Genomic DNA, 23,901 nt, shown 5'->3' with positions numbered 1-23,901 from the left:
CGTCCTACGTGGTGCGGAGGTCAGGGAAGGGGGTGGGCGTGCACACCGTCGTCGGGCGAAGCGATCACCAGGTGCCGGCCGTCGGGCGTGAGCGTGGCGGCGATCCGCGGGCCGGGAACGTCCACCGCGAGGAGGGGGGAGCCGCCGGCAAGGTCCCAGACGGTGACGCGGTTCCGGTCCACGATCGGTACGCGCGGTTCGGCGCCGCACCATACGGGCCGCAGATTGACCCGGTCGACGCGTTGATCGGTCGGCAGGACGAGCGGATCCGGGTCGTCGGCCGGGTCGTTCAGGTCGACGACCGTGGCCACCGTTTGATTTGGGCGGGCGCCGACGACGGCGAGCGCGGCACCGTCCGGACGGAACGCCAGGCCGTTCGCCCACGGGATGCCGGTCCGGTGCTCGGCGTACGCCCCGCTGCCGATTCCCTGGCCGCTACCGATTTCCTGTCCGCTGCCGATCTCCTGGACGACGACACCCTCGTCCTCCGTCACGAACGAGCGGCGAGCGCGGCTGAAGGCCAGGCGGGAGCCATCGGCACTCAGGGCGACGGTTCCCTCGCCCACCACCCGGTCGTCGTACGCGAGGTCCTTGAACGTTTCGTGGATGTCATGGCGGACGCTGCAGGTCTGCGCGTCCCACACGACGACGTTCTGGGTGAACGCGTTGGCGGTGGCGAACCACCGTCCTCCGAATGCGACTTGGGCGAGCGGCAGGTCGTGCGATCCACCGCTCCCGGGCATGCCCAGCGGCCACCGCTCGCCGGTGCCGTCGAGCGCCCAGCGGTGGATGGAGTTGCCGCTGACCATGGCGGTCAGCGCCGATCCATCGGGGTCGAAGAGGAGATCCTGGACACGTCGCCGATCGGGCACGGCCAGCCGGGTCACGGCCCCGTCCGTCAGCACCAGCACCTCGCTGAACGCGCGGAACCACGGCGCGGCCGTCGCGATCGCCGTCCGGCTCAGGTCCGTGGTGACCGCGACCGCGGTGATCCGCTGGGGGACGGGCGAACGCGCGGGGAGGGGGTGCGGCGTCTCCAGGTCTTCGGGCGCAGCGAGCCGTCGGACCGACATGGCATCTCCGATCGGCCGTATTGATCAACAAGTCGCCGAAAGTATAGAGATCACCACTGACAATCTCAGGCCGTCACGGAATCCCGTCGTGAAGTGGACTGGCCCTCAGGAACGGAACCAGGTGCCCTGCCGGACGGCGCCCGGTTCCTGCCCAACAGGCATGGATACAGCGCCCGTTACCGGCTCAACCCCAACGGTCACCACCTCGGCCCCCGCCCGGGACGTCCTCGCGGCGGGCCTCCAGAGCACCAGCTCCAGGACCCGCACTTCTCTTCTCCTCACGTCCCGAGGGCGCCCGTGCCCGCACCCGGTCGTCGCACCATATGGACGTCGATCGGGTCCTGGGCCTCCATGGTGAACCCGTGACGCTCGTACAGCCGCCGGGCGGCGCTGCCTTGCAGGACGTGCAGGTGGACGGGCACGCCGTCGGCATCGGTCCGCTCCAACAGGGCCCGCAGCACAGCCGATCCGAGCCCCCGTCCCTGCAGGCCCGGCGCGAGATAGAAATGCTCCAGCCAGCGCCCGTCCTCGGCCGGGCGCACCGTGACGCAGCCCGCGAAGGCGTCATCGGCCACGATGACCGACGTGTACCGCGAGGAAAAGGAGTCCCGCAGTCGCTGCCGGACCCGGTGCTCGTCGAACCGCCCCAGCCGCTCCAGGTCCGGGCGCATCACCGTTGCCCGCAGCTCCGCGATGACCTCGACGTCCGCCGGCCGGGCGGAACGCAGCGCCCACTCCCTCGGACGGCCCGACGCGTTCGCCGGTCCCGGCACCGGGCTCGACCGCCCCGCCCGACCTGGCCGTATCTCGTCCGTCCTCGCCCTCGTCCCCATGGCCGGAGTATGTCAACCCGCCACCGCGAGGCCGCGCCGAATATCGTCCGCAGCAGCCTCCCTAACCATGCTAGCTTTCCACCTAGAGGCCCTAGGAAACGCGAACGGCCTGACCGCATCACGACCTGACGGAAACCGACCGGGTTTCAAGGCCTGGGCTGGGAACGGAAATTGGAGGCTGCATGGTGCGCGCGGGGGTCAATGCCGCCAGGCTGACGCGGGCGGCCGCGGAGCTGGCCGACGAGGTCGGAATGGACAAGGTCACGGTGTCCGCGCTCGCGCGGCACTTCGGCGTCAAGGACGCCAGCCTGTACTCGCACATCAAGAACCGGCGCGACCTGTGCGTCCGGGTGGCCCTGCTGGCGTCCGAGGAGATGACGGACCGGATCGCCGCGGCGGTGGCGGGCCGCTCCGGCAAGGCCGCGCTCGTCGCCTTCGCCAACGCCTACCGGAGCTACGCGCTGGAACACCCCGGACGTTACGCGGCGACCCAGATACAGCTCGATCCCGACGAGGTCGGCGACTCCACAGGATTGCGCCGCAGCGTCGAGCTCACCTACGGCATGCTGCGCGCCTACGACCTCACCGAGCCGGACCTGACCGACGCCGGCCGCCTGCTGCGCAGCACCTTCCACGGCTACATCCACCTGGAGTTGAGCGGCGGCTTCGGCCACCCGCGCGCCGTCCAGGAGTCCTGGTCCCGCTCCCTCGACGCACTGCATGTGCTCCTGGAGAACTGGCCGACCCAACCCGAATCGACCCAACCCGAATCGACCCGACCCGACCGGACCTGACCTGCCTGATCCGGCCCGACCTGGCCCGATCGATCCCGAGGGGGAACGACGATGAACGAGCCCACCACCGGCACCCTCGACGTGCCCGGTGCCACTCTCCATTACGAACGGCGCGGCCGCGGCCCGGTGCTGCTGCTGATACCCGGCGGCGCCGCGGACGCCGGACTGTACGCGGCCATGACCGACGATCTGGCCACCCGCTACACCGTGGTCTCCTACGACCCGCGCGGTCTGTCCCGCAGTCGCCTCCACGGTCCGCTCACCGACCAACGGGTCGAGGTCTGGAGCGACGACGCCCACCGGCTGCTGGAACTGCTCTCGCCGAACGAGGAGGCGTCCGTCCTCGGCAGCAGTTCAGGGGCCATCGTCGCCCTCGACCTGCTCGCTCGGCACCCCGAGCGGCTCCACCGGGTCGTCGCCCACGAACCGCCGCTGCTGGAGCTCCTCCCGGACCCCGCCCCGCACCGGGCGCTGTTCGCCGAGGTACGCGAGACGTTCCGCACCCAGGGCGTCGCCGCCGCGATGGCGCGCTTCAGCGAAGGGCTGGGAGGCCGGCCGGAGGACCGGGAATCGGTGACCGAACTACCGCCGGAGATCCAGGAGATGGCGCCGCGGATGCACGCCAACCTGCCGGTCTTCCTGGAGCACGTCCTGTGTCCGTTCTCGGGCTCTGTGCCCGACGTCGCCGCACTGCAGCGCGCCGCCGCCCGCCTGGTGCCGGCGGTCGGCCGGGATTCGCGTGCGCAGGAGGCGCTGTACGGGCCGGCCACCCGGCTCGCCGAACTGATCGGCGGAAAGGCCGTGGAATTCCCCGGCGGGCACGTCGGCTGCACCGAGCACCCGAAGGAGTTCGCCCGGCAACTCCTGGCCGTGCTCTGAAAGAACACCCGATACGCTCCGGAAAAGCACCGGGCCGCACCATGCCCTGCATGGTGCGGCCACGGAACGCCGCCCGAAGGCGGGCCGATCCCGCCGGGAAGAGTGGAAGGGCTATCGGAGGGGGACGGCCCGGGCCCGGTCGCGGTGGCGCCGGTTACTTGCTGTGGCTGTGGTGCTTGGAGCCGCTCTTGCCGTGGTGGCCCTTCTTGTGCTTCCCCTTGAAGTCGTGGTGGTGATCGTGCTTCACGACGCGGTGGATGATCAGCGCCCGCTCCGAACTGTTGAGGCAGTTGTTGCCGAAGGCCGGGTTCAACAGGCCCACAATGTCGACGGTGTTGCCACAGACGTTGATCGGAATGTGGATCGGGACCTGGATGAGGTTGCCCGACACCACCCCCGGGGAACCAACAGCGCCGCCGACCGCGTTGCTGTCGGCGAATGCAGCCGATGTACCGCACACAGCGGTGCCTGCCGCGAGAGCAGCCAGAGCGGTCATCCGCGTGATCCGTGACATACCGAACCTTCCGATTAATGCAAGCGACCCTTTGCCGCTTCCTGTTCTCCCCTTTCGGCATACACGTGCGCAAAGTGAGGCCGGTGGAGCACTTTTCACCCATTCGTGGCGGGAATGCGCACGGGGCGGTGAGGGCGATACCGATGTTTCCAGGGGACGTTCACTCAGACGTGCTGAGGTGAAGACTGGCGACAACGGATCGAGGAAGGGCCGACGGCGGCCGGAAGGTGGGAGGCGTTGTGGGATACACCGCACAGCACGAAGGGGATGCGCACTACGGCGACGGGAAGTCCTTCCGCCCCCTCGGTGACGTGGAACGGGCTCTGCTCCACGCCCTCGTGCCGGCACCGGACGGTGGCGGTCGGGCACTGGACGTGGGGTGCGGGCCCGGGGAGCTGGCCCGCCACCTGGCGGCCGACGGCTATGAGGTTGACGCGATCGACCACGCCCCGGCGGCCCTCCGGCTCGCCGCGGCCCAGCCGCCCGTACGAGCGGGGACGGGCGTGCGCTTCGTCCGGTGCGACATCGAGAGCGACGCGCTGGACGGGCTGCGCAGCGGGTACGACCTCATCACCCTGCGCCTGTCCCTGGCGTTCGTCCGGGACCGCACCCGCGTCCTGAATCGGCTGCGCGAACGCCTGCGTCCCGGTGGTGCCCTTGTCGTCATCACGCCCCTCGCCGATTCCGTACCCGACGACAGGCGCGAGACCGCCCTCGATGAGGCGGAGATCGCGCTGCTGACCGCCGGCTGGCGCACCGTCGAACGCCGGGACGTCGAAGGGCTCGCCGTCCTCGTGCTGCGTACTCCGGTTTCCTGGCCGGTGGCGTACGGCAACAAGGGGCGCCCGTCCCCGCACGCGCTGTCGGGAGCCGGCGTGGTGGTCACGGACGCGGCCGGCCGCGTGCTCCTCGGGCACTCCGTCCGAGGGGGCTGGGAGCTTCCGGGCGGGAAGAACGACGCGGACGAGTCGTTCACCGAGGCCGCCGTCCGGGAGTTGGCGGAGGAGACCGGGCTGCGGGCGGGGCTCGGCGACGCACGGCTGTTGGCGATCCTGATGGACTCCACCCACGGCATCCCGCGGCTGACCGCCGCCGTGCGGGTCACCGCCTTCACCGGCGAGCCGGTCGTACGGGAACCCCATCTGATCCGCCGCTGGGAGTGGCACGAGATCAACGACCTGCCGGCCCTGGCGTCCGGGCTGTTCACGCCGAGTGCGCAGGTGCTGGACACGGTCTGGCCCGGTCTCCTGCCCGACCTGCCGCCCGTGCACCGCCACCCCGTGGCTTAGTCGGCGCTCCGGGCGTACGACAGAATCGGCGTATGACGGATCGACACCTCACCCATGCCGGCGAACCGCTGGCCGAACTCGCCCTTCGTCTCCGCGCGGCCGAGACCGGAGGCTGGACCGAGGACGGCGCCCGCGCCCTCGTCGAGGGTCTGGGACGGCGTTGGGACGAGGTCGTGGGCCAGGCGTCGACGGGCGACGCCGGGACCCGCGAGGCGAAGGCGGGTGACCTGAGGTTGCGGCCCGTCGGGCCGGCCGAGGAGCGGTATGTCGAGAAGGAGACTTATCTCGAACTCGTGGCGAGCGTAACGACGACCGCGCCTCAAGCCGGCCCCGCAACCGCCACCGCACCCGAGCCCGACCCCGTGTGGCAGGCGGAGATGTTCCGTGCCGCGAAGGACGAACTCGACGACGTGCTCGGCGAGCCGTCGGCCATCGGCTCGTACGGGTCCACGGGTCCGTACTACGCCACCACGCCGGCCTGGGGTGCGCCGTTCCTGCGGTGGCGCGGGAGGCGGGACACCCTGGAACTGCGGGCGGGCAGCCGCGGGCCGGAGCTCGTCCTCGCGCCCACCGCCCCCGTCGAGAACTGGCTGTGGAGCCTCGGCCACGGCGAAGAGCACGCGATCAGCGGCTACTTCGGCAGCCGGCCGGGACCCGCCAACACCGGTCTGAGCCTGCCCGGCCGCTGGTCGGTACGGAGTTGGGAAACGCTGACCGACGCGCTGGCGGCCTTCTTCACCACCCTGCCCGCCGAGTTCGCCGCACTCGGCATCGCCCGGGTCATCCCGGTCTACGGCCGGGTCGGCGGCTCCGCACCGATCCTGTTCGACATCGACGCCGACCACCGCCTGATGCTGGCCTCCTATGCGGAACGCGATATCGACCCGGCATCGTTCGGCTGGGGCACCGTTGCCGAGCACCCCAGGAGCCGGGACACCTGGCAGGACGACCACGACCCGAGGTGGCGCTTCGACGCGGGCGGCCCAGGGGAGCCGCGGGGCCGGGCACTGGCGGAGATGGTCGTGGCGACGGCACGTGCGGAAGGCGTGGCGTCCCCGCACGACCTGCTGATCGGCGGCGAGGGCGAGGACCTCCGTCCGTACACGGTGCGGTTCTACGGTCTGGGGCTGGCCACCGTCTGATCCCCACCGCCCCGGTTCACCGGCTCACCGGTTCACCGACTCACCAGCGGGAGCCGTCGGTCCGGCTGAAGATTCCCACGCGGTGGCGGGGCCCGGGGACGGGCGTGCGCTGGATGGCGATGAGGGCCGCGTCGTCACCGAGGTGTCCGCTGCAGTGGGCGAGGAGGTCGCGGCGGATGTGGTGCAGGAGTGCCTCGGGATCGCACCTGGGCCAGCGGGCGACGCGCTGGGCGAGGGGGTAGAAGGTGCCGTGCCGGTCCCGGGCCTCGGTGACGCCGTCGGTGTACAGCAGCAGCGTGTCACCGAACTCGAAGGTGATCTCGTCCATGGGGTAGCTGCCCGCCCCCATTCCGCCCATGCCCAGTGGCGGAGCGGGGTGGGGGCTCGGGACGGGGCTGACGTGCCCCTGGCTCAGGAGCAGGGGCGGAGGGTGCCCGCAGTCGGTCATCCGGGTCGCGGGGCCCTCGTCGGGGATCTCCAGCAGCAGCGCGGTGATGAAGTGCTCGGGGATGTCGCGGTCCGATTCGATGAAGTCGGTCAGATAGCGGCAGACGCTGCGGTCGAGTGCGGCGGCGAGGGCGGGCAGCGTCAGGTTCTGGTGGGCCGTCTCGCGAAAGGCGCCGAGCAGCAGGGCGGACTCGCCGATGGCGGCCAGGCCCTTTCCCCGTACGTCACCGATGATCAGCCGGGTTCCGCCGGCGGTACGGGTCGCGGTGTACAGATCACCGCCGATCTCCGCCTCCTGCTCGGCGGCCAGATAGAACGAGGCGATGTGCAACGGGCCGATGCGGTGGGGGAGCGGACGGAGCAGCGCCTTCTGGGCGGCCTCGGCCACCGACCGTACCTTCGCCAGTTCCTGCCGGCGTCGTTCGCGCACCACGCAGAAGAACACGATCAGGGCCGACAGCGCGGCCAGGGCGAGCACCTGCACCATCACATTGCGTTCCGTGAAGAGCACGCCGAAGTGCAGCCCGATGTACGCCTGGGCCAGCACGGCCAGGAAGCCGACGAACCCGGTGAGCCAGGGGCCGGCGAACGAGGCGGTGAGCGCGGGAGCGACGACGAGCAGCGGCCCCAGATGGACATCGGCGGGGACCACGATGTCGACGACGGTGATCACCGCGATGAGCACAAGCGGAATCATGACCAGCGCATGACTGGCTTGCCACGGCTGCCGCAGATCGCCAAAGCGCCGCCGGAGGCCCACGCCTTCCACTCTGCACCCTGAGCGCCCGACGGACGAGTGCGCCGCGGGACGGCCGCGTCCGCCTTTCCGGCCGCGCATCGAGGCCGGCCGGCCGCGCGTCACTCTCGGTGATGCCGGGCGGCAGGCCCGGGGCACCGGCCGACACTCGACGGCCGACGGCCGGGTGGCGCACGGCGCTCCACCGCAGCCGGCGGGCCTCAGGAGCGACGGTTGTGGGTACCCGGCGTGTATCCGAAGGAGCGGCGGAAGACGTCGATGAAGGCGCTGGTGGAGGACCAGCCGCAGCGGTGGGCGACGGTGGTGACCGGGGTGTCGTCGGCCAGCATCCGCAGTGCGTGGTAGAGGCGGGACTGGGTGCGCCATTGCGGAAAGGTCATGCCGAGCTCCGCGCGGAAGAGGCGGCTGAGAGTGCGTTCGCCGGTGCCCGTCGCGGTGGCGAGGGCGGCCAGGCTGCGCGGTTCCGCGGGGTTGTCGTGGAGCAGCGCGCAGACGGCCGTCAGTCGCGGGTCGGTGGGGGAGGGCAGGTGCACGGGCTGCTGTGGCGAGGCCCGCAACTGGTCGCGCAGGACGGCGCGCAGGCGGCGGCGTTCGGGGCCGTTGTCGTCGGGGGCGGTGGTGTAGGCGCGGATCAGTTCGCGGAGCAGCGGGCTGACGGTCAGTACGGTGGGGGCGTCCAGGCGGAGCGGGTTGTCGGTGGCGGGCAGACCGACCAGGTGCAGGTCGAGGTGGCCGTGCGCGCGGTGGGCGTGCACCGTTCCCGCGGGCACCCAGAGGGCGCGGGTCCCGGGCGCGAACCAGGTGCCCGCGTCGGTGGTGACGGCCACGACACCGGAGCCCGCGTAGACGATCTGGTGGTCGTCGTGGCGGTGCGCGTCGATGATTTCTCCGGCGGCCAGCGACTGGACACGGGTGGGGGCTTCCGGCAGATGGCGGATTCTCGGCATGGGTTGGCAATTTATCGGAAGCGCGACATGCGGGGGTGTCGCGACGATCGACGAGTGACCACGACCCACCACCACACCACCGCGCCGCGCAGCACTTCCCTCACGCTCCTGGCCCTGAGCCACGCCTGCGTGGACGTCTACCAGGGAGCGGTCGCCGCACTGGTGCCGTTCTTCGTCTCCGAACGCGCCTACACCTACGCGGCGGCCTCCGGCATCGTGTTGGCCGCCTCGTTGTTGTCATCGGTGATACAGCCGCTGTTCGGGGCGCTCACCGACAGGTGGGCCCTGCCGTGGCTGCTGCCGGTGAGCACCGTGGTGGGCGGTGTCGGCGTCGCCCTGAGCGGCATCGTCGGCTCCTACGCCCTCACCCTGGCCGTGGTCGCCGTCTCCGGCATCGGCGTGGCCGCCTACCACCCCGAGGCGGCCCGCGTCGCACGCCATGCCAGTCGCGGCAGCCACACCGCGATGGGCTGGTTCTCCCTCGGCGGCAACCTCGGCTTCGCCGCCGCCCCGTTGATGGTCTCCGCCGTCATCGCCACGGGCGGCCTGCACGCCTCCCCGCTGCTGGCCGTCCCCGCCGTCGCCGGCGCCGCACTGTGCACGGCCGCCCTCCGGGCCCTGCGGGCCCGGGATGCGGGGGCGACGACGGCAGCCGGTGCTCGCGGCGGCGCGTCGGGACTTGCGGCGGCGACATCAACCGGCGTGCCTGAGGCTGCAGTTGGTGACCGGAAGTCCGTCGTCGGCAGTCCGGACGACGTGGTCGGCAGCCGTGACGACTGGGCCTCCTTCGGCAAACTGTCCGGAGCCATCGTCTGCCGCTCGGTCGTCTTCGTCGGCCTGAGCGCCTTCATCTCGCTCTACGTGCGCCAGCGCACCGGTGGAGGCGACGGCTCCGGTACCGCCGCCCTGTTCGTGCTCTACCTCGGCGGCGCGGTCGGCACGGTGGCCGGCGGCAAGCTCGCCGGCCACTACGGACGGATCCGGGTCGTCCAGTGGTCCTACGCGCTGACCGTCCTCGCCGTGGCCGGCGTCGTCTTCGTCCCCGGCCCGCTCCTCTACGTACTGGTCGCCCTCACCTCGGCCGGCCTGTACGTGCCCTTCTCCCTGCACGTCACCCTCGGCCAGGACTACCTGCCCCGGCGCGTCGGCACGGCCAGCGGCGTCACCCTGGGCCTGACCGTCAGCATCGGCGGCATCGCCAGCCCCCTCCTCGGCGCCCTCGCCGACGCGACCTCCCTCCGGACCGCCCTCACCCCCCTCATCGCCCTGCCCGCCCTCGGCTGGCTCCTCCTGCGCACCTTGCCCGAGCCCGTGATGCCGGAGGGGATCCCTGGTGCGTCATCCACCGGGACGGCGTCCCCAACAACGGCCGCGGGAAGCTGACTTCAGGGTGGTGGCGGCATGATGGGCGGATGACTGCCGTTTCGCGCGCCCGAGCATTCGACAAGGCCGCTGCCGCCTACGCGACGAGCCGCCCCTCGTACCCGCCGGCCCTCTTCGACGTCATCGAGGAGCTTCTGGGACGCCCCCTCGCAGGGGCCCGGGTCGCCGACGTCGGGGCGGGGACGGGTATGGCCACCGCGCTGTTGTCCGAGCGCGGTGCCGAGGTGATCGGCGTGGAGCCCGGTGAGGGGATGGCGGCCCAGTTCCGCGGTGCCCTTCCCGGCGTGCCGATCGTCCGGGGTGACGGCAATGCGCTGCCGCTGGCCGACGGCTCCCGCGATCTCCTCACGTACGCCCAAGCCTGGCAGTGGACCGATACCGACCGCTCCGTGCCGGAGGCACTGCGCGTGCTGTCCCCGGGTGGCGCGCTCGCGGTGTGGTGGAACACCCACGCCCTCGACGTGCCGTGGATCGCGGCGCAGCGCGAGCGGATCGCGCGCCACTGCGGGGTGACGTCCCCCGCCGGGACGCGGCTGAGTGACGGCGAGGCCACCCGGCTCGCGGGACTTGCGGGGCTCCAGGTCGCGCGGCGCCAACTGAGGTGGAGCCGTACCGTCCCCCTCGACACCCACCTCGCGAACATCGGCAGTCGTTCCGCGTTCCTCGTCCTCGGCGAAGCCCGCAACCGGGCCTTTCTCACGGACGAACGCGGTCGGCTGCGCGGCCTCTTCCCCGATGAGATGGTGACGGAGACCTACGTGGTCGACCTCCTGCTGGCCCGACGTCCCTGAACTGCCCTTTCGGCGCCTCAGCTGCCGGCGCCGCCGACGAGTTGGGCCACCAGCGCCTCGACCTGTTCCTGGGGGTCCGGTGTGCCGGCCCAGCCGGTCATCAGGAGGTGGTGGACGGACCCGACGACGGCGAGCGCGACCGCGTGGCTGTCGGTGTCGTTCGCCAGACGCCCGAGCTGCCGCTCGGCATCCAGGTACTCCGCGATCGCGTCCTGGATCGCACCGAAACCCGGAGCGCCCGCCGCCAGCGCCTGACGGACCGCCAGTGAGGCGGTGGGGCGGGTCATGGCGAGGCCGGCGACCGTCGGGTTCACGGACCTCAGCAGGGCGAGAGCGACCTTCCGGAGGTTCTCGGCCACGGTGGCGGTGCCCGCCTGGCCGGGGAGTCGTCCGGCCTGTCCTGCGATGCGCGCGAAGCGGTCCAGGACGAGCGCGGCGATGAACTCGTCCAGTCCCGCGAAATGCGCGTGCAGCAGCCCCTTGGCGCAACCCGCCTCGGTGGTGATCGCCCTGCTGGTCAGGGCGGACGGGCCGGCGCCGGCCAGGACGCGTTCCGCGGCGTCGAACAGCCGGTCGCGCACGTCGGGGATCGCTATTCCACGGGGTGACATGAGCCTCTCCTGAGGGTGGGCGGAACGCCGAACTGCCCGAAGGGGATTGCCAGTATGGGCGGTTGCCCATACTGTTTGGGCGCACGCCCATACTAATCCGACGGCAGGTCCGCGCCAGTGCACGGTTCACGCCCGGCAGCAGGAGGTACGCATGTCACGCGTCGTCAACGTCGAACAGGCCGCGGCCTGGAACGGTTACGAGGGCGCCTACTGGGCCGAGAACCAGGAGCGTTGGGACGCGGTGAACGGGGGCTTCAACGAGCCGCTGCTGACCGCCGCCGCGGTCGGCGAGGGTGACCGCGTCCTGGACGTCGGCTGCGGAACCGGGCAGACGACGAGACTGGCCGCGCGCCGGTCCCGTAGTGGCCAGGCCCTGGGCCTCGACCTGTCGGGACCGATGCTGGCGCGTGCCCGTGACACCGCCGAGCGCGAGGGGCTCGGCAACGTCCGCTTCGAAGAGGGCGACGCGCAGGCCCACGCCTTCACGCCGGAGACGTTCGACGTTGTCATCAGCCGCTTCGGGGTGATGTTCTTCGCCGATCCGGTGGCCGCCTTCACCCACCTGGGACGGGCGGTGCGGCCCGGCGGCCGGATGGCCTTCATCTGTAGTGCGGACCCCGGGGACAACGAGTGGCTCCAGGCGATCTCTGCACTGAGCGACCTCCTCCCCGTCGGGGACTTCGGCGCGCCGGGAGCTCCGGGCATGTTCTCCCTGGCGGACCCGGACCGCACCAGGGACGTGCTGTCCGCCGCCGGGTGGCAGCACGTCACCGCGGAGCGCGTACGGGTGGAGGGACGGTGGGGCCGTGACGCGGACGATGCGGCGGCCTTCCTGCTGGACTCCGGTCCGGGGCGCCACCTGACCAGCCAAGTTTCCCCAGAGGTTCAGGACCGCGCGCGGCAGAAGCTCACGGACATCCTGCGCGCCCACGAGGAGAACGGCGCGGTACGGCTCCGCAGCGGGGCGTGGTTGGTCACCGCCGCTCGGCCGTGATCCGGCTCGTGAAGGCCGGGACGACCCGGATGCCCTAACCCCAGAGGACCCGGGCCAGCGCAGCGCCGGTGAAGGCGGCGCCGAGGCCCACCACCACGCTCGCCACGACGTTGGCCAGGGCGAAGAAGCGGGCGCCGTCCTCCGCCAGCCGCAGCGTCTCGTACGAGAACGTGGAGTACGTGGTCAGGGCGCCGCAGAAGCCGGTGCCGAGCAGCAACTGCAGCTGGGAGGAGGCCGCCCCGGCCACGGTCGCTCCCGTGACCAGGCCCAGGATCAGCGAACCGACGACGTTCACGGTGAACGTGCCCCAGGGGAACAGGGTGTCGTGCCGGGCCTGCACGGCACGGTCGGTGAGGTAGCGCAGCGGGGCCCCGACCACTGCTCCGGCTATCACGAGCAGCCAGTTCACCGCTCCCGTCCCTCCTTGCTACGACCCGTGTAACGGATGACCTCGCACTCGTCGAGGATGACCAGCCCCTCACCGACGAGCTCGTCCAGTTGCGGGAGGAAGGCGCGGATCCGGTCCTCGGTGTCGACGATCACGACGGCCACCGGGAGGTCCTCGCTCAGCGACAGCAGGCGGGTGGTGTGGATCAGGGACGACGCCCCGAAGCCTTCGATGCCGCGGAAGACGGACGCGCCGGCCAGGCCGGCCCGATGGGCGCGGTGGACGATCTCGGTGAAGAGCGGCTTATGGTGCCAGGTGTCGTTCTCCCCGATGAAGACGGTGACGCGCAGGGCGGGGCCGGTGAGTCTCACTGCTGCCTCCACTCGACGATGCGGCGGGTCAAGGTGGCCGTGATCCAGACGGCGGCCAGCGCGGCGAGGGGGGTGAGCGCCAGGTACGCGAGCCCGGCGCCGGCCCCGCCCCGGGCCAGCAGGCGCTGGAGATCCACGGCGTAGGTGGAGAACGTCGTGAAGCCGCCGAGGACACCGGTGCCGAAGAACGGGCGCACGAGCCTGTGGGCTGCCCACACGTCGGTGATCACGACCATGAAGATACCCATGATCGCGCACCCGACGGCGTTGACGACCAGCGTCGTCCAGGGGAAACCGCCGGACGCCGTGGGCCACAGGAGAGCGGCCCCGTAGCGCGCGGCCGCTCCCACGCCCCCGCCGATCGCCACCGCCGCCACCACCGGGCCCTGCCGCGCCGGGAGGGTCTTGCGGCGGACGGGCTCGCGGAGGTCGAGGTCAGGATCGACGGGTTCGTTCAGCATCGAGGGGCGGGGCTTCGGCACGTACGTCTCCTACTCGCTGGGCATGGGTGGGATTGCCCACATGCGGGTCGCAAGTAGGGACCGTTGGCGGCATCGTCGCCGCGGTTGGGGGACGGCGGGCCCCACCGCCGTAACGATGAGCACAAGGCCACCGCCGCAGGCCAGCTTACCGTCCGGCCTGGGCGGGGGATCCGTGCGGCCGGCAGGCCGGCCGACCCCGCTACCGCGGGAAGAGCTCGTAGGAGAGCGTGTAATACGCGTCGTCCTCGGTGAACTTCATCTCCCCGACGCCGGAGAGCGGGACCTGCTCGCCGAGGAGGTCGTCGTCACCGATGTCGTCGCTCTCGTACAGGCGGACCGTGGCGACGTCGCCCTCGAAGTGGAAGGTCCGGTTGATGGTGACCTTGTCGTCCTCCCCCATGCGGGCGGAGTAGACCCGGTGCCCGTTGATCGTGAGGTAGATGTCGTCCTTACCGTTCCAGTCCTCCTGCTTGACGCACTCAAGATGGAAGAACTTCACCGCAGCCATGGGCTGCTCCCCTCGCATCGGTGGTGGGACCTGGTGCGGAGGATCCTGCCGGGAAAGGATCAACGGGCACTGAACGGAGGCGTTGAGGGCGCGGGCGGGTCAGGCGATGGCGGTCAGGCTGGCGAAGACGACGACGTTGCCGAGGTATTCGTGGTGGGTCCGGTCGTAACCGCCGCCGCAGGTGAGGACGCGGAGCTCGGGGTGTGCCGAGGCGCCGTAGACCTTCTGGTCGGGGAAGTGGGTGCCGCTGAAGACCTCCACGGCATACACCGTGAAGACCGCCGTGCGACGGTCCTTGCGGACCACGCGGATGGTGTCGCCCTTCTTCAACGCACCGAGCGAGTAGAAGACCGCGGGGCCGGTCTTGGTGTCGACGTGTCCGGTGATCAAGGCGGTTCCCGTGTCACCGGGGGTCACGCCGTCCTGGTACCAGCCGGCCAGATTGCGGTCGTCGGGAGGCGGGACGTCGAGATGCCGGTCGCGGTCCAGTCCGAGCCTCATCAACGGTGCGTCCACGCCGGTGCGCGGGATCCGCACGCGCACCGGTTCGGATTCCGGAAGCGGCACGGGGCCTGGGCGGCTCCCGGCTTCGGTGTCCGGTTGCCGGGTCAGCGTTTCGGCCCGCGAGGGCTGGGGCGGTGGGGCGGAGCGAGGGCTGTGCCATCCCCACACCAGGCAGGCGATGCCGGCGGTGGCCAGGAGGAGGGCCACGATGCGGGCGGTGCCACGGGGGAGGGACGCAGGCGCGATGCGTTTCACGAGGTGTCTTTCACGAGATGACGTTCCCAGGAGGACCGGCGCGGTGGGGTGGCTGCGGGACGGAGCCCTGCCCCCCGGGGCCCGGCGGCAGGTGCCACGACCGGGCGGTGGGGGCAGAGCTCCTGTGACCGGAGAATCCGGGTCAGCCGAGCTCTTCGTCGTCCCGGCGGCGCAGCAGCCACACCCCGGCCGCACCCGCGACCAGCGCCGCGGACGACGTCAGGGCCAGGTCCGAAGGACCCGACGTGGCACTCATGGCCCCGGAGCCGGCCTTCACCTTGCCGTGCGGCATGACCTTGGGGCGGGGCTTGGCGGGCATCGACTTCTTGGGCATGGACTTCTTGGGCTTCCCGCAGGTCCGGTTCGCCATGGAGGACGCGTCGTCGGACTTCATCCGGAGCCTGCCCAGGTGGTCGCGCTGCGACCGGTCCGGGTGTCCGCCCTGGTTGGTGAGGTCCCTGAGCTCCCTGTCGTAGGAGTCGTACATGGACTTGGCCTTCTTGGCCGTGGCCATCGCGCCGGAGCACGAGCCCTTGGCCGTCTCGGCATGTACGACCGGGCTGCTCAGGGCCAGCGCACCGCCGACGACCACGACACCGCAGAGAGCGGACATGGAACGCATGAGTTCCTCCAAGAGGGATGAGACTGCGGGAGGGCGTCTCCCACCTTCAGGACATGCGTTCTCCCTTCCGTCCGCCAGTTGGCCGAAGCGCGCACCGGGCCCGCGCCGAAGGCCCCGCCGAGGAGCCCGCGCGGCGGCGCGTACGGTGCCCCGGACCGGGGATGAGCAGGGGAATTCCCGGGGTGGGGAGGAGCCGGGAGAGCCCGCGCGGGATCGTCCCTACCGGTGGGTTGCCGCCCCGGCCAGGTGTCACCCGCATGGCCCCGCGAGACCCCGGGGCGGGCCGGTCAGATCGCCATCGCCTCCTGGATCCAGCGGTTCACCCGGTACGGCAGCCACCACAGCAACGGGCCGGTGCGGCTGACCAGGCGTTCGGTCAGGAAGTCGGCGGCGATGGCTTCCGGGACCGCGGACGTCGGCGCGCCGTAGGACAGCCGGGCGATCGCCTCGCGGTAGGCGGGCTCGTCGGCGGTGAAGCGGCGCAGGTCGCCCCACCGGCGGTCGCGGATCTGCACGAAACCGGGGCCCTGCCGCCACAGGCACTTGCAGAGGTAGTGCTCGTCGCGCCATTGCGTCAGTGCGGCCTCGGCATCGTCGGGCCCGGTCAGGACCGTGGGCGGCTGGAGGTGGCTGAGGTCACGCCAGGCGTCGTCGCCGGTGTCGGCGGGCAGCCGTAGGCGCCAGTGGACGAGTACGGCGTGCGCCGTGAGGTCGCGGATCAGGCACAGCCGGCGGACGGCGTGCGCGGCGGCGTCAGGGGATTCCACCGCCGTCAGGTCGATCTCGTCGGTGAACTGCACGCGGCGGGCGCCGAGTTCCCACAACTGCGCGGCCTGTGCGTCGGCGGGGCCGGTCAGGTCGAGCCGGCCCAGGCTCATTCCCGGCAGGGCGCACGCCTGCTCGTCGTAGTCGCGCCAGGCGTGCAGCGTCAGCGGTCGGTGGGTGGCGGTGAGGACGGGAGTCATGCGGTCTCCTGGGAAGTGCGAAGTGCTCGGCGGGAGCGGAGGGGCGGGGCTCAGGCGCGGGCGATGGCGGGGGCCTTCGCGCCGGGCTCCGGCCGCCCGGTGGCCGCCCCCTGGCTGTGCCGCATGAAGTCGAGCCGGAGCAGGTCCTCGTTGACCGCGGCGGGCGCGAGGTGGACGTACTGGCCGCCGTCGGTGAAGACCAGTCCGAGCGTCACCCAGTGCTGGAGCAGGGCGTGCACGGTGGCGGCGTCGACGGTGTGCTCGGGCAGGCGCGCAGCGAGCTTGCGGGCCAGCGCGGCCGGTGCGTGCGGCTGGTCGAGGAGGCGGAAGGCCTCGGTCTCGACCGGGTCGGTGAGTTCCCGGGTGCCCCAGTCGAAGGCGTGCCGGCGGCTGACGAGCACGATCCGGTCACCGAGGTCGGCATGGGTGAGCCTGCTGTCCACGTGGCGTTTCTTCCAGGCGGCCAGTGCCTCGTTGAGCGCGGTGACGGTGGGCTCGCCGATACCGCGTTCCGGAGCCTCGAAGACGTAGGCCAGATCAAGGAGTTCGCTCTCGGGCAGGTCGTACGTGAAGCGGTAGTGCTCCTCGGGGCGCAGCCCGGTGAAGCCGAGCTCGGGCTGGTTGAAGTACGGGCTGAAGCGCTCGATGGCGATCCGCGCGGACAGGTCGACCGGCGGGTTGAGGTGTTCCAGGGCCGGGATCTGGGCGATGACCGGCTCGTAGTCGGCGGCGGTCTCGCCGGGGAAGCCGTGCAGGTAGTTCCAGGAGACGGAGAGCCCGGTCTCGGCCCCGTCGCGGAGCATGCGGACGTTCTGGCAGCCGCTGACCCCCTTGTCCATCAGGTCGAGCACCCGGCTGTTCAGGCTCTCGATGCCCGGCTGGACGTAGATCATGCCCGCGTCGGCGAGGGTGCGCAGTTGCGGCCGGCGCATATTGGCCTTGATCTCGATGTGCATCCGCAGGTCGTAGCCGCTGTCGATGATGCGCGGCAGGACGGTGCCGAGGTAGCCCATGTCGAGGATGTTGTCGACGACGTACATGTCGAGGACGCGGTGCCGGCGCGCCAGGTCCATGATCTCGGTGTAGAAGGTGTCCGGGCTCTTGCTGCGGAACTGCATGAACGAGCCGTTGAGGCCGCAGAAGGTGCAGTGGTGCTTCTCGCCCCACCAGCAGCCGCGCGCCCCTTCGACGACGAGTTTGGGCTCCACCCAGTTACGGGCGACACAGGAGGCCAGGCGCTCGAAGTAGCCGCTGTAGTCGGGCGGCAGGATGGCCGCGGGCGGCAACGGGCTGGTGCTCATCGGGTTGGCGGTGCTCGTGCCGTCGGCGCCGCGGTGGCACAGCCCGGGAACGGCCGCCGGGTCCGTGCCCTCGTCGAGCGCGGTCAGCAGCTGGGGGAAGGCGGCCTCGCCCTCGCCGCGGACCACGAAGTCGAGGAAGGGGAAGTTGCGGTGGGCGGCGGCGCCCTGCTCGGCGTCGCAGTTGGCACCGCCCATGACGGTCCGGATGTGCGGCGCGAGCCGTTTGACGTACTTGGCGGCGGCGAGCGCGGCGGTGTTCTGCTGGAAGGTGGAGGTGAAGCCGACGACATCGGGCCCCGCGGCCACGATCCGCTCGGCGATCTCCTGGACGAACTCCGGTACCACCCGGTGCAGTTCGTGCGACATGCGCAGCCGTCCGGCCTTCAGTTTGCCGCGCATCGCGGCGCTGAATTCCGCCGTGCGCCACTCGGGATCGTCGTAGAGCGCGGACGAGAACACCCAGTCGCCGCACCCCATGAAGTACGAGGAGAGCGCGTAGAACTGGTAGTCGTCACCGGTGAAGTCGGTGCGCCGGGTGATCCAGTCGGTGAACTCCAGGTTGGCGTGCAGCACGTCGGCCTGTCCCGTGGTGCGTTCGTCGACGCTGCGTCGGAGGATGCCGAGCGCCAGGGACGGCAGATCGATCGGGGACCAGGGCATGTTGACCAGCAGGACGCGCATGTCGGCTCCTCGTGGGCGGTGACGGGGACGTGAGGTGGCCGGCGGGTGCGAGCGGGCCGGCGGGGCGAGGTGGCCGGCCGGCCCGGTGGTGTACCGGGCCGGCCGGGGAGGTCACTCCTCCTCGGTGTCTTCCGCGGTACGGAACGGGACGGTCACCGTGATGCCGATGCCCGGCTTGCGGTTCTCCTCGTCACCCGCGAGCGGGTCGTTGTGGATGATGTCCTTCTGCATGGCTGACTCTCCTTGTCAGTGAACGGAGTTCGGGTCGTGCGATCCGGGAGCACCGGATGGGCCGGTGCTTCCGGATACCCCGCTCTCGGGGAAGCGGGGAGCTTGGTGGGCCGCCGGGGCCGGGCGCAGGTGCCGGTCGAGGAAGTCCAGGGCGCGCCGCAGGACGGCCATGTGGTCGGCGCCGGTGTATCCGTCGTGTCCGGTCTCCAGCCACATCGACTCGTGCGCGATGCCGGCCGTCCGCAGTGCGGTGAGATAGCTGCGGACCTGGCCGGGCGGGCACTTGGCGTCGAGGCTCGCGGCGACCACCAGTACCGGGTCCCGGACGTCGGCGGCGTAGTGCAGCGGCGAACTGCGCCGGTAGCGGTCGGGCACGGTCTCGGGGGTGCCGCCGAACAGCCGCTCGTCCAGGGCGCGTAACGCGGGGGTGCCGGCACGGTACGCCGCCGCGCAGTCGGCGACCGGTTTGACGGCGACGCCCGCCCGCCACAGCCCGGGCCGGGTGCCGAGCGCCAGCAGGGTCAGATAGCCGCCCCAGGAGCTGCCCCACAGGCCGAGGGCGTCCTCGCGCGCCAGGCCGCGGCGCAGCAGATCGGCACGTACCGCGACCAGGTCGGCGACCTGGGCGAGTCCGACGCCCTCGGCGTACGCGGTGTGCCAGCGGGGTCCGTAGCCGGTGGAACCGCGGTAGTTGACCCGGGCGACCGCGAAGCCGGAGGCGACCAGGGAGTGCACCTGCGGGTCGTAGGCGTCGCGGTCGTGGTCGGCGGGACCGCCGTGGACGAGGAAGACCAGCGGGGGCGGTGGACCGGGCGCCGGGTCCGGTCGGCTCAGCAGGGTGTGCACCGGGCCGTCCGGGCCGGGCGTCCACAGGTCGCGGTGCCGGCCGGGTACGGGTGCGGGCAGGCCGCCGAGCGTGGGCAGCCGGGTGCCGGCGGTGGAGCGCAGCCGCGGGGGAGTGGTGGTGTCGGTCCAGAGGTAGTGCACGTCGTCGCCCGGGTGCGGGGCGGCGTCCAGCAGGGTGCCGGGTGGCGTGGGCACCGTGGTGAGGGTGCACCGGTCGAGGTCGGCGGTGGCGAGGGTGGAGCGGCCGTGCCGGTCCTGCCGGACGAGGACCCGGCGTCCCTCGGGGTACCAGCGCGCCGTGATCTCGGTGTCGAAGCAGCACCAGGGGTGGCTCCGCAGTCCGGTGCCGGGACGCCAACCGGCAAGCAGATAGCCCTCGTTGGCCTCTTGTACGAGCAGCAGCTCGTCGTCCGCCGCCGCCCCCGGGGCGAAGCCGAGCGCCCACAGCCGCCCGCGCCTTCCGGACAGTCGGGCGACCTCCGCCACCTCCCCACCGGAGCAGCCCACGAGGGTGACCGCCCGATCGGAGCCGGCCGGTCCCGACACCGCCAGCAGCCGGCCCGTGGGCGAGATGCCCGTGAGCAGTGCGGGGCCGTCGACGGTCAGCACCGGACGGCCCGGTCCGCCCGCGGGGCCGAGGTGCACGGTCGTCCGGCGGCCGTCGCCCAGGCCGATCGCCGCCGTCCCGGTGTCGTTGACGGCGAGGCCGTGCGGCAGTCCCGGTCGGAGACCGGCCAGGCCCGGGACGGCCGGCCCGCCGTCGAAATCCTGGAAGTACCACCGCCCCCGCCCGCTCCGGTCCTCCGCGAACCACCACACCCGGGCGTCCGCGTCGACCGCGCAGTGCAGCGTCCCGTCGCGGCTGTCGGTGACCCGGCGGGCGGTGCCCGTACGGGCGTCCCAGGTGAAGATCTCGCACCGGCCGTCGGCGTCCGCGGCGAGCGCCATCCGCGCCGGGTCGCGCGGGCAGACCTCGGGGAGCGCCGGCCGGTAGACCTGGAAGCCCGTCCCGGGGGCCTGGAGCGGGCGGGCGTGTGCCGCGGACGCGTTCATGCCCGCTCCTTCGGGGCGGCGGGGGATTCCTGCGGGCCGAGGCGCGACGCCGCCGCGTCGCGACGGGACGCCGGGGCGTAGTGCGCGTACAGCGCGAGTCCGGCCAGCACCACGGCGCAGCCGGTGGAGGTGGCGACGGCCCCGGCCTGTTCGGTGACCAGCCCGGCGACCGCCGGCGCCACGACCGCGGCCGTACCCGACGCGGTGGCCAGCACGGCCCCGGTACGGGCCTGCAGTTCGGGCGGGACCACGTGGAGGACGCGGGCCTGGAGCGCAACGGTGGCGAGCGGGGTCAGCGCACACAGCAGACCGAAGAGGAGGCCGAACTGCCAGGCGTCGCGGGCCACCGCCAGGGCCGCGGCGGGCGGCACCAGCAGCCAGGACACCGTCCCCAGCACCTGCGTCGCGGAGCGCCGGGCGGCCAGGCGGGGCGCGGCGAGCGCACCGGCAAGACCGGCCGCCCCGGCCAGCGCGAGGACCAGACCCAGCGGAGCCGCAGCCCGGCCGTGGTCCTGCAGGGCGAAGACCGCGGTGTAATACAGCGCGGCGAGCACGGCGTTGACGGTCGCGATCCATATCAGCGCCAGCCGGAGAAAGGGCTCCCGGCGTACCACGCCGAGTCCCGCCCCGGCTTCGGCGGCCGGCGCCCACCAGGGCCGGGAGGGTCCGCCGGCCGTCGGGCGTTGGGTGTGCTGCGGCGACAGCCCGGCCCGCATGCCCGCGACGCAGGCCGCGGCGACGACGTACGACACCGCGTCCAGGGCGAACGGCAGCCAGCGGCCGGCGTGGAAGAGCAGTCCGCCCAGTGCGGGCCCCAGGACCAGGGCGGCCCGTTCTCCCGCCTGTAATCGCGACAGGACGCGGCGGTGGTCGGCGGGGGCGCACACCAGGGCGACGGTGCCGAGGGACGCCGTCTCGTAGCAGGCGGTCGCCGACCGTTCGACGAGCACGAGGGCGAGGAGCACGGCCAGCGGGGCCGAGCCGGACCATGCCGCTGCGGTGACGGCGGTCATCGAAGCAGCAGACATCACCGCGGAGCCGACCATGACACGCTTGCGCGCCCCGCGATCGGCGGGGACGGCGGCGAGCGGGCCGAGCAGCAGGGTCGCTGCCGCGGAGAGGCCCGCGACGGCGCCGACCTCGGCGGGCGAGTGGCCCAGGCTCAGCAGCAGCAACGGCAGGACGAGCCCGGACGCCTGGCTGCCCAGCGCGTCGGAGGTGCCGGCCCACCAGAAGAGCCGGATGTCGCGACGGGCAAACGGCGCACGGCCGGTGAGGACGCCCGGCCCGGAGCCCTGCGGTAAGTCGTACGGGGAGTCGCCTGTTGAGGGCCCCGCCGGTCTTCGTTCCATGCGAAGCCACCCCACGTCTGTGCGCCGATCGTGAAGATCGACACACGTTTAGGTCAACTTGCGAAGGAAATGTGCTCGAAGCGTGCCGGAGCTTAGCCACACCGTGACGCAGGCCACAAGGCCCCGAAGGGGGAGTCTTGGCGGTGCTGATCCGCCGCGCCGCACGGAGGTCGTCCGTCTGCAGCGGACGGCAGAAGAGGGGCGCAGAAAACAGCGGCGCAAACAAGAAAGGCAAGGAGCGCAACCGCTCCCTGCCACTCCCAACATATAGCGCACGGGGGGCCTTGCGGCAAGGCCCCCATCGTGCCGCACAATCCTCGTCTCAAGGCCATGACCTGCGGAAACAGACGGGGATTTCATGATCGACGTGATCGTTGCCGGCGCCGGACCGACCGGCTTGATGCTGGCCGCCGAATTGCGGCTGCACGGTGTGCAGGTGGTCGTGCTGGAGAAGGAGGCGGAGCCGACCGGCTTCGTCCGCGCGCTCGGCATGCACGCCCGCACCATCGAGGTGATGGATCAGCGCGGTCTGCTGGACCGGTTCCTCGCACACGGTCAGAAGCACGAGGTCGGCGGCTTCTTCGCCGGCATCGGCTCGACGTGGCCCACCCACCTCGACACCACGCATGCGTACGTCCTCGGCATCCCGCAGACCACCACCGACCGCCTGCTGGAAGAGCGGGCCGTGGAGCTCGGCGCCGAGATCCGGCGCGGCCGCGAACTGGTCGGGCTGAGCCAGGACGAGGACGGGGTGACGGTCGAGCTGGCCGACCGGACGCAGCTGCGCGCCCGCTACCTCGTCGGCTGTGACGGCGGCCGCAGCACGGTGCGCAGGCTGCTCGGCGTCGACTTCCCCGGCGAGCCCACCAGGACCGAGACGCTGATCGGCGAGATGGAGGTGGGCGTGCCACCGGAGACGGTGGCCGCCGTGGTGGCCGAGGTCCGCAAGACCCAGAAGCGGTTCGGCCTCATGCCCTTCGGCCAGGGGGTGTACCGCGTCGTCGTGCCCGCCGAGGGGGTGGCCGAGGACCGCACGGTCCCGCCGACCCTGGAGGAGTTCCGGAAGCAGCTGCGGACGGTGGCCGGCACCGACTTCGGCGTGCACTCACCGAGCCGGCTCTCCCGCTTCGGCGACGCCACCCGGCTGGCCGAGCGCTACCGGGTCGGCCGGGTGCTGCTGGCCGGCGACGCGGCCCACATCCATCCGCCGACCGGTGGGCAGGGGCTCAACCTCGGCGTCCAGGACGCGTTCAACCTCGGTTGGAAACTGGCCGCCCAGGTGGGTGGTTGGGCACCGGAGGGGCTGCTGGACAGCTACCACACCGAACGGCACCCGGTGGCCGCCGAGGTCCTGGACAACACCCGTGCGCAGATTCAGCTGATGTCCACCGAGCCAGGGCCGCAGGCGGTGCGCCGGCTGCTGTCGCAACTGATCGAGTTCGAGAACGTGAACCGGTACCTGATCGAGAAGATCATCGCGATCGGGGTCCGCTACGACTTCGGTGACGGTCACGAACTGCTCGGCCGGCGGCTGCGGGACGTGAAGCTGGAGCAGGGGCGCCTCTACGAGCTGATGCGCGGCGGCCGCGGACTGCTGCTCGACCGGACCGGCAAGCTTTCGGTGGCGGGCTGGGCGGACCGGGTCGACCACGTCGTCGGCACCAGCGAGGAACTGGACGTGCCCGCGGTGCTGTTGCGGCCGGACGGCCATGTGGCGTGGGTCGGTGACGACCAGCAGGAGCTGGTCCGACACCTGCCCACGTGGTTCGGCACCGCCGGCGGTTGAGAGCGCGGCCGCGGCCGGAAGGGCGGACCGTGAGCAGCCCCTCCCGGCCGACTCCGTCGTGGGTCGGCCGGGAGGGGCGCCGGCATGCTCCGCGCAGCGGGA

24 protein-coding genes are annotated in these 23,901 nt (G+C 71.9%); 8 read left to right on the top strand and 16 right to left on the bottom strand.

Annotated features, from left to right (window positions below):
• Positions 1–20 precede the first annotated feature (20 nt).
• A complete protein-coding gene (locus tag ACZ7MX_RS03425) occupies positions 21–1,073 on the bottom strand; it encodes a WD40 repeat domain-containing protein (RefSeq protein ID WP_472128874.1) in 1,053 nt (350 codons plus the stop codon).
• Between the two features lie 278 nt (positions 1,074–1,351).
• Positions 1,352–1,801 (bottom strand): GNAT family N-acetyltransferase, encoded by a 450-nt coding sequence (locus ACZ7MX_RS03420; RefSeq protein ID WP_472129292.1) that lies wholly within the window; start codon positions 1,799–1,801, stop codon positions 1,352–1,354.
• Between the two features lie 287 nt (positions 1,802–2,088).
• On the opposite strand from ACZ7MX_RS03420, the gene ACZ7MX_RS03415 reads away from it, so the two are divergent.
• Positions 2,089–2,700, top strand: a complete 612-nt coding sequence (locus ACZ7MX_RS03415; protein WP_472128872.1) for a TetR/AcrR family transcriptional regulator — start codon at positions 2,089–2,091, stop codon at positions 2,698–2,700.
• Positions 2,701–2,751: 51 nt separating this feature from the next.
• Positions 2,752–3,579: an alpha/beta fold hydrolase gene (locus ACZ7MX_RS03410; protein ID WP_472128870.1), complete on the top strand. Its 828-nt coding sequence runs from the start codon at positions 2,752–2,754 to the stop codon at positions 3,577–3,579.
• Positions 3,580–3,733: 154 nt separating this feature from the next.
• On the opposite strand, the gene ACZ7MX_RS03405 is transcribed toward ACZ7MX_RS03410, so the two are convergent.
• Positions 3,734–4,093 (bottom strand): chaplin, encoded by a 360-nt coding sequence (locus ACZ7MX_RS03405; RefSeq protein WP_472128868.1) that lies wholly within the window; start codon positions 4,091–4,093, stop codon positions 3,734–3,736.
• Positions 4,094–4,332: 239 nt separating this feature from the next.
• Between ACZ7MX_RS03405 and ACZ7MX_RS03400 the strand changes: the two genes are divergently transcribed.
• Both ACZ7MX_RS03400 and ACZ7MX_RS03395 read left to right on the top strand, forming a co-directional pair.
• A complete protein-coding gene (locus tag ACZ7MX_RS03400; RefSeq protein WP_472128866.1) occupies positions 4,333–5,382 on the top strand; it encodes a bifunctional class I SAM-dependent methyltransferase/NUDIX hydrolase in 1,050 nt (349 codons plus the stop codon).
• A gap of 32 nt (positions 5,383–5,414) precedes the next feature.
• A complete protein-coding gene (locus ACZ7MX_RS03395) occupies positions 5,415–6,524 on the top strand; it encodes a hypothetical protein (protein ID WP_472128864.1) in 1,110 nt (369 codons plus the stop codon).
• A 40-nt stretch (positions 6,525–6,564) separates the two neighbouring features.
• On the opposite strand, the gene ACZ7MX_RS03390 is transcribed toward ACZ7MX_RS03395, so the two are convergent.
• Both ACZ7MX_RS03390 and ACZ7MX_RS03385 read right to left on the bottom strand, forming a co-directional pair.
• Positions 6,565–7,668, bottom strand: coding sequence for a PP2C family protein-serine/threonine phosphatase (locus tag ACZ7MX_RS03390; RefSeq protein WP_472128862.1), 1,104 nt, complete (start codon positions 7,666–7,668; stop codon positions 6,565–6,567).
• A gap of 260 nt (positions 7,669–7,928) precedes the next feature.
• Complete coding sequence (locus ACZ7MX_RS03385; protein WP_472128860.1) at positions 7,929–8,675, bottom strand: AraC family transcriptional regulator; 747 nt, start codon at positions 8,673–8,675, stop codon at positions 7,929–7,931.
• 54 nt (positions 8,676–8,729) lie between these two features.
• Here ACZ7MX_RS03385 and ACZ7MX_RS03380 point away from each other — a divergent pair, with 54 nt between their 5' ends.
• Together ACZ7MX_RS03380 and ACZ7MX_RS03375 are read left to right on the top strand one after the other, a co-directional pair.
• Entirely contained in the window at positions 8,730–10,058 is a 1,329-nt protein-coding gene (locus tag ACZ7MX_RS03380) for an MFS transporter (protein WP_472128859.1), read from the top strand.
• A 29-nt stretch (positions 10,059–10,087) separates the two neighbouring features.
• On the top strand, positions 10,088–10,849 hold the full coding sequence (locus ACZ7MX_RS03375; RefSeq protein WP_472128858.1) for a class I SAM-dependent methyltransferase: 762 nt from the start codon (positions 10,088–10,090) through the stop codon (positions 10,847–10,849).
• A 17-nt stretch (positions 10,850–10,866) separates the two neighbouring features.
• On the opposite strand, the gene ACZ7MX_RS03370 is transcribed toward ACZ7MX_RS03375, so the two are convergent.
• On the bottom strand, positions 10,867–11,460 hold the full coding sequence (locus tag ACZ7MX_RS03370; protein ID WP_472128857.1) for a TetR/AcrR family transcriptional regulator: 594 nt from the start codon (positions 11,458–11,460) through the stop codon (positions 10,867–10,869).
• A 151-nt stretch (positions 11,461–11,611) separates the two neighbouring features.
• Between ACZ7MX_RS03370 and ACZ7MX_RS03365 the strand changes: the two genes are divergently transcribed.
• The gene (locus ACZ7MX_RS03365) at positions 11,612–12,454 is read left to right on the top strand and encodes a class I SAM-dependent methyltransferase (protein WP_472128856.1); all 843 of its coding nucleotides are present in this window, start codon (positions 11,612–11,614) and stop codon (positions 12,452–12,454) included.
• Between the two features lie 34 nt (positions 12,455–12,488).
• On the opposite strand, the gene crcB is transcribed toward ACZ7MX_RS03365, so the two are convergent.
• The 10 genes from crcB to ACZ7MX_RS03315 all read right to left on the bottom strand — a co-directional run bounded on the left by crcB (position 12,489) and on the right by ACZ7MX_RS03315 (position 22,013).
• Positions 12,489–12,863, bottom strand: coding sequence for a fluoride efflux transporter CrcB (crcB, locus tag ACZ7MX_RS03360; RefSeq protein WP_472128855.1), 375 nt, complete (start codon positions 12,861–12,863; stop codon positions 12,489–12,491).
• Positions 12,860–13,213, bottom strand: coding sequence for a DUF190 domain-containing protein (locus tag ACZ7MX_RS03355; protein WP_472128853.1), 354 nt, complete (start codon positions 13,211–13,213; stop codon positions 12,860–12,862). The genes crcB and ACZ7MX_RS03355 overlap by 4 nt, the downstream gene beginning before the upstream one ends.
• Positions 13,210–13,674 carry a fluoride efflux transporter FluC gene (locus ACZ7MX_RS03350; RefSeq protein ID WP_472129291.1) on the bottom strand — a complete coding sequence of 155 codons (465 nt, stop codon included), beginning with the start codon at positions 13,672–13,674 and terminating at the stop codon, positions 13,210–13,212. Before ACZ7MX_RS03350 ends, ACZ7MX_RS03355 begins: the two co-directional genes overlap by 4 nt.
• 220 nt (positions 13,675–13,894) lie before the next feature.
• Complete coding sequence (locus ACZ7MX_RS03345) at positions 13,895–14,203, bottom strand: hypothetical protein (RefSeq protein WP_472128851.1); 309 nt, start codon at positions 14,201–14,203, stop codon at positions 13,895–13,897.
• Positions 14,204–14,302: 99 nt separating this feature from the next.
• Positions 14,303–14,962 carry a class F sortase gene (locus ACZ7MX_RS03340; RefSeq protein WP_472128849.1) on the bottom strand — a complete coding sequence of 220 codons (660 nt, stop codon included), beginning with the start codon at positions 14,960–14,962 and terminating at the stop codon, positions 14,303–14,305.
• Positions 14,963–15,104: 142 nt separating this feature from the next.
• Positions 15,105–15,575: a hypothetical protein gene (locus ACZ7MX_RS03335; protein WP_472128847.1), complete on the bottom strand. Its 471-nt coding sequence runs from the start codon at positions 15,573–15,575 to the stop codon at positions 15,105–15,107.
• Positions 15,576–15,871: 296 nt separating this feature from the next.
• Positions 15,872–16,549, bottom strand: coding sequence for a DUF5825 family protein (locus tag ACZ7MX_RS03330; RefSeq protein ID WP_472128846.1), 678 nt, complete (start codon positions 16,547–16,549; stop codon positions 15,872–15,874).
• 50 nt (positions 16,550–16,599) lie between these two features.
• A complete protein-coding gene (locus tag ACZ7MX_RS03325) occupies positions 16,600–18,531 on the bottom strand; it encodes a RiPP maturation radical SAM C-methyltransferase (RefSeq protein WP_472128844.1) in 1,932 nt (643 codons plus the stop codon).
• A 246-nt stretch (positions 18,532–18,777) separates the two neighbouring features.
• Complete coding sequence (locus ACZ7MX_RS03320; protein ID WP_472128842.1) at positions 18,778–20,661, bottom strand: S9 family peptidase; 1,884 nt, start codon at positions 20,659–20,661, stop codon at positions 18,778–18,780.
• On the bottom strand, positions 20,658–22,013 hold the full coding sequence (locus ACZ7MX_RS03315; protein WP_472128841.1) for an MFS transporter: 1,356 nt from the start codon (positions 22,011–22,013) through the stop codon (positions 20,658–20,660). The genes ACZ7MX_RS03320 and ACZ7MX_RS03315 overlap by 4 nt, the downstream gene beginning before the upstream one ends.
• Positions 22,014–22,371: 358 nt before the next feature.
• Between ACZ7MX_RS03315 and rox the strand changes: the two genes are divergently transcribed.
• On the top strand, positions 22,372–23,799 hold the full coding sequence (rox, locus tag ACZ7MX_RS03310; RefSeq protein WP_472128839.1) for a rifampin monooxygenase: 1,428 nt from the start codon (positions 22,372–22,374) through the stop codon (positions 23,797–23,799).
• Positions 23,800–23,901 lie beyond the last annotated feature (102 nt).

Source organism: Streptomyces sp. NPDC107765 (assembly GCF_055657085.1).
The sequence above is the reverse complement of the archived record's forward strand: the minus strand, read 5'-3'. Positions and strand labels throughout refer to the sequence as shown.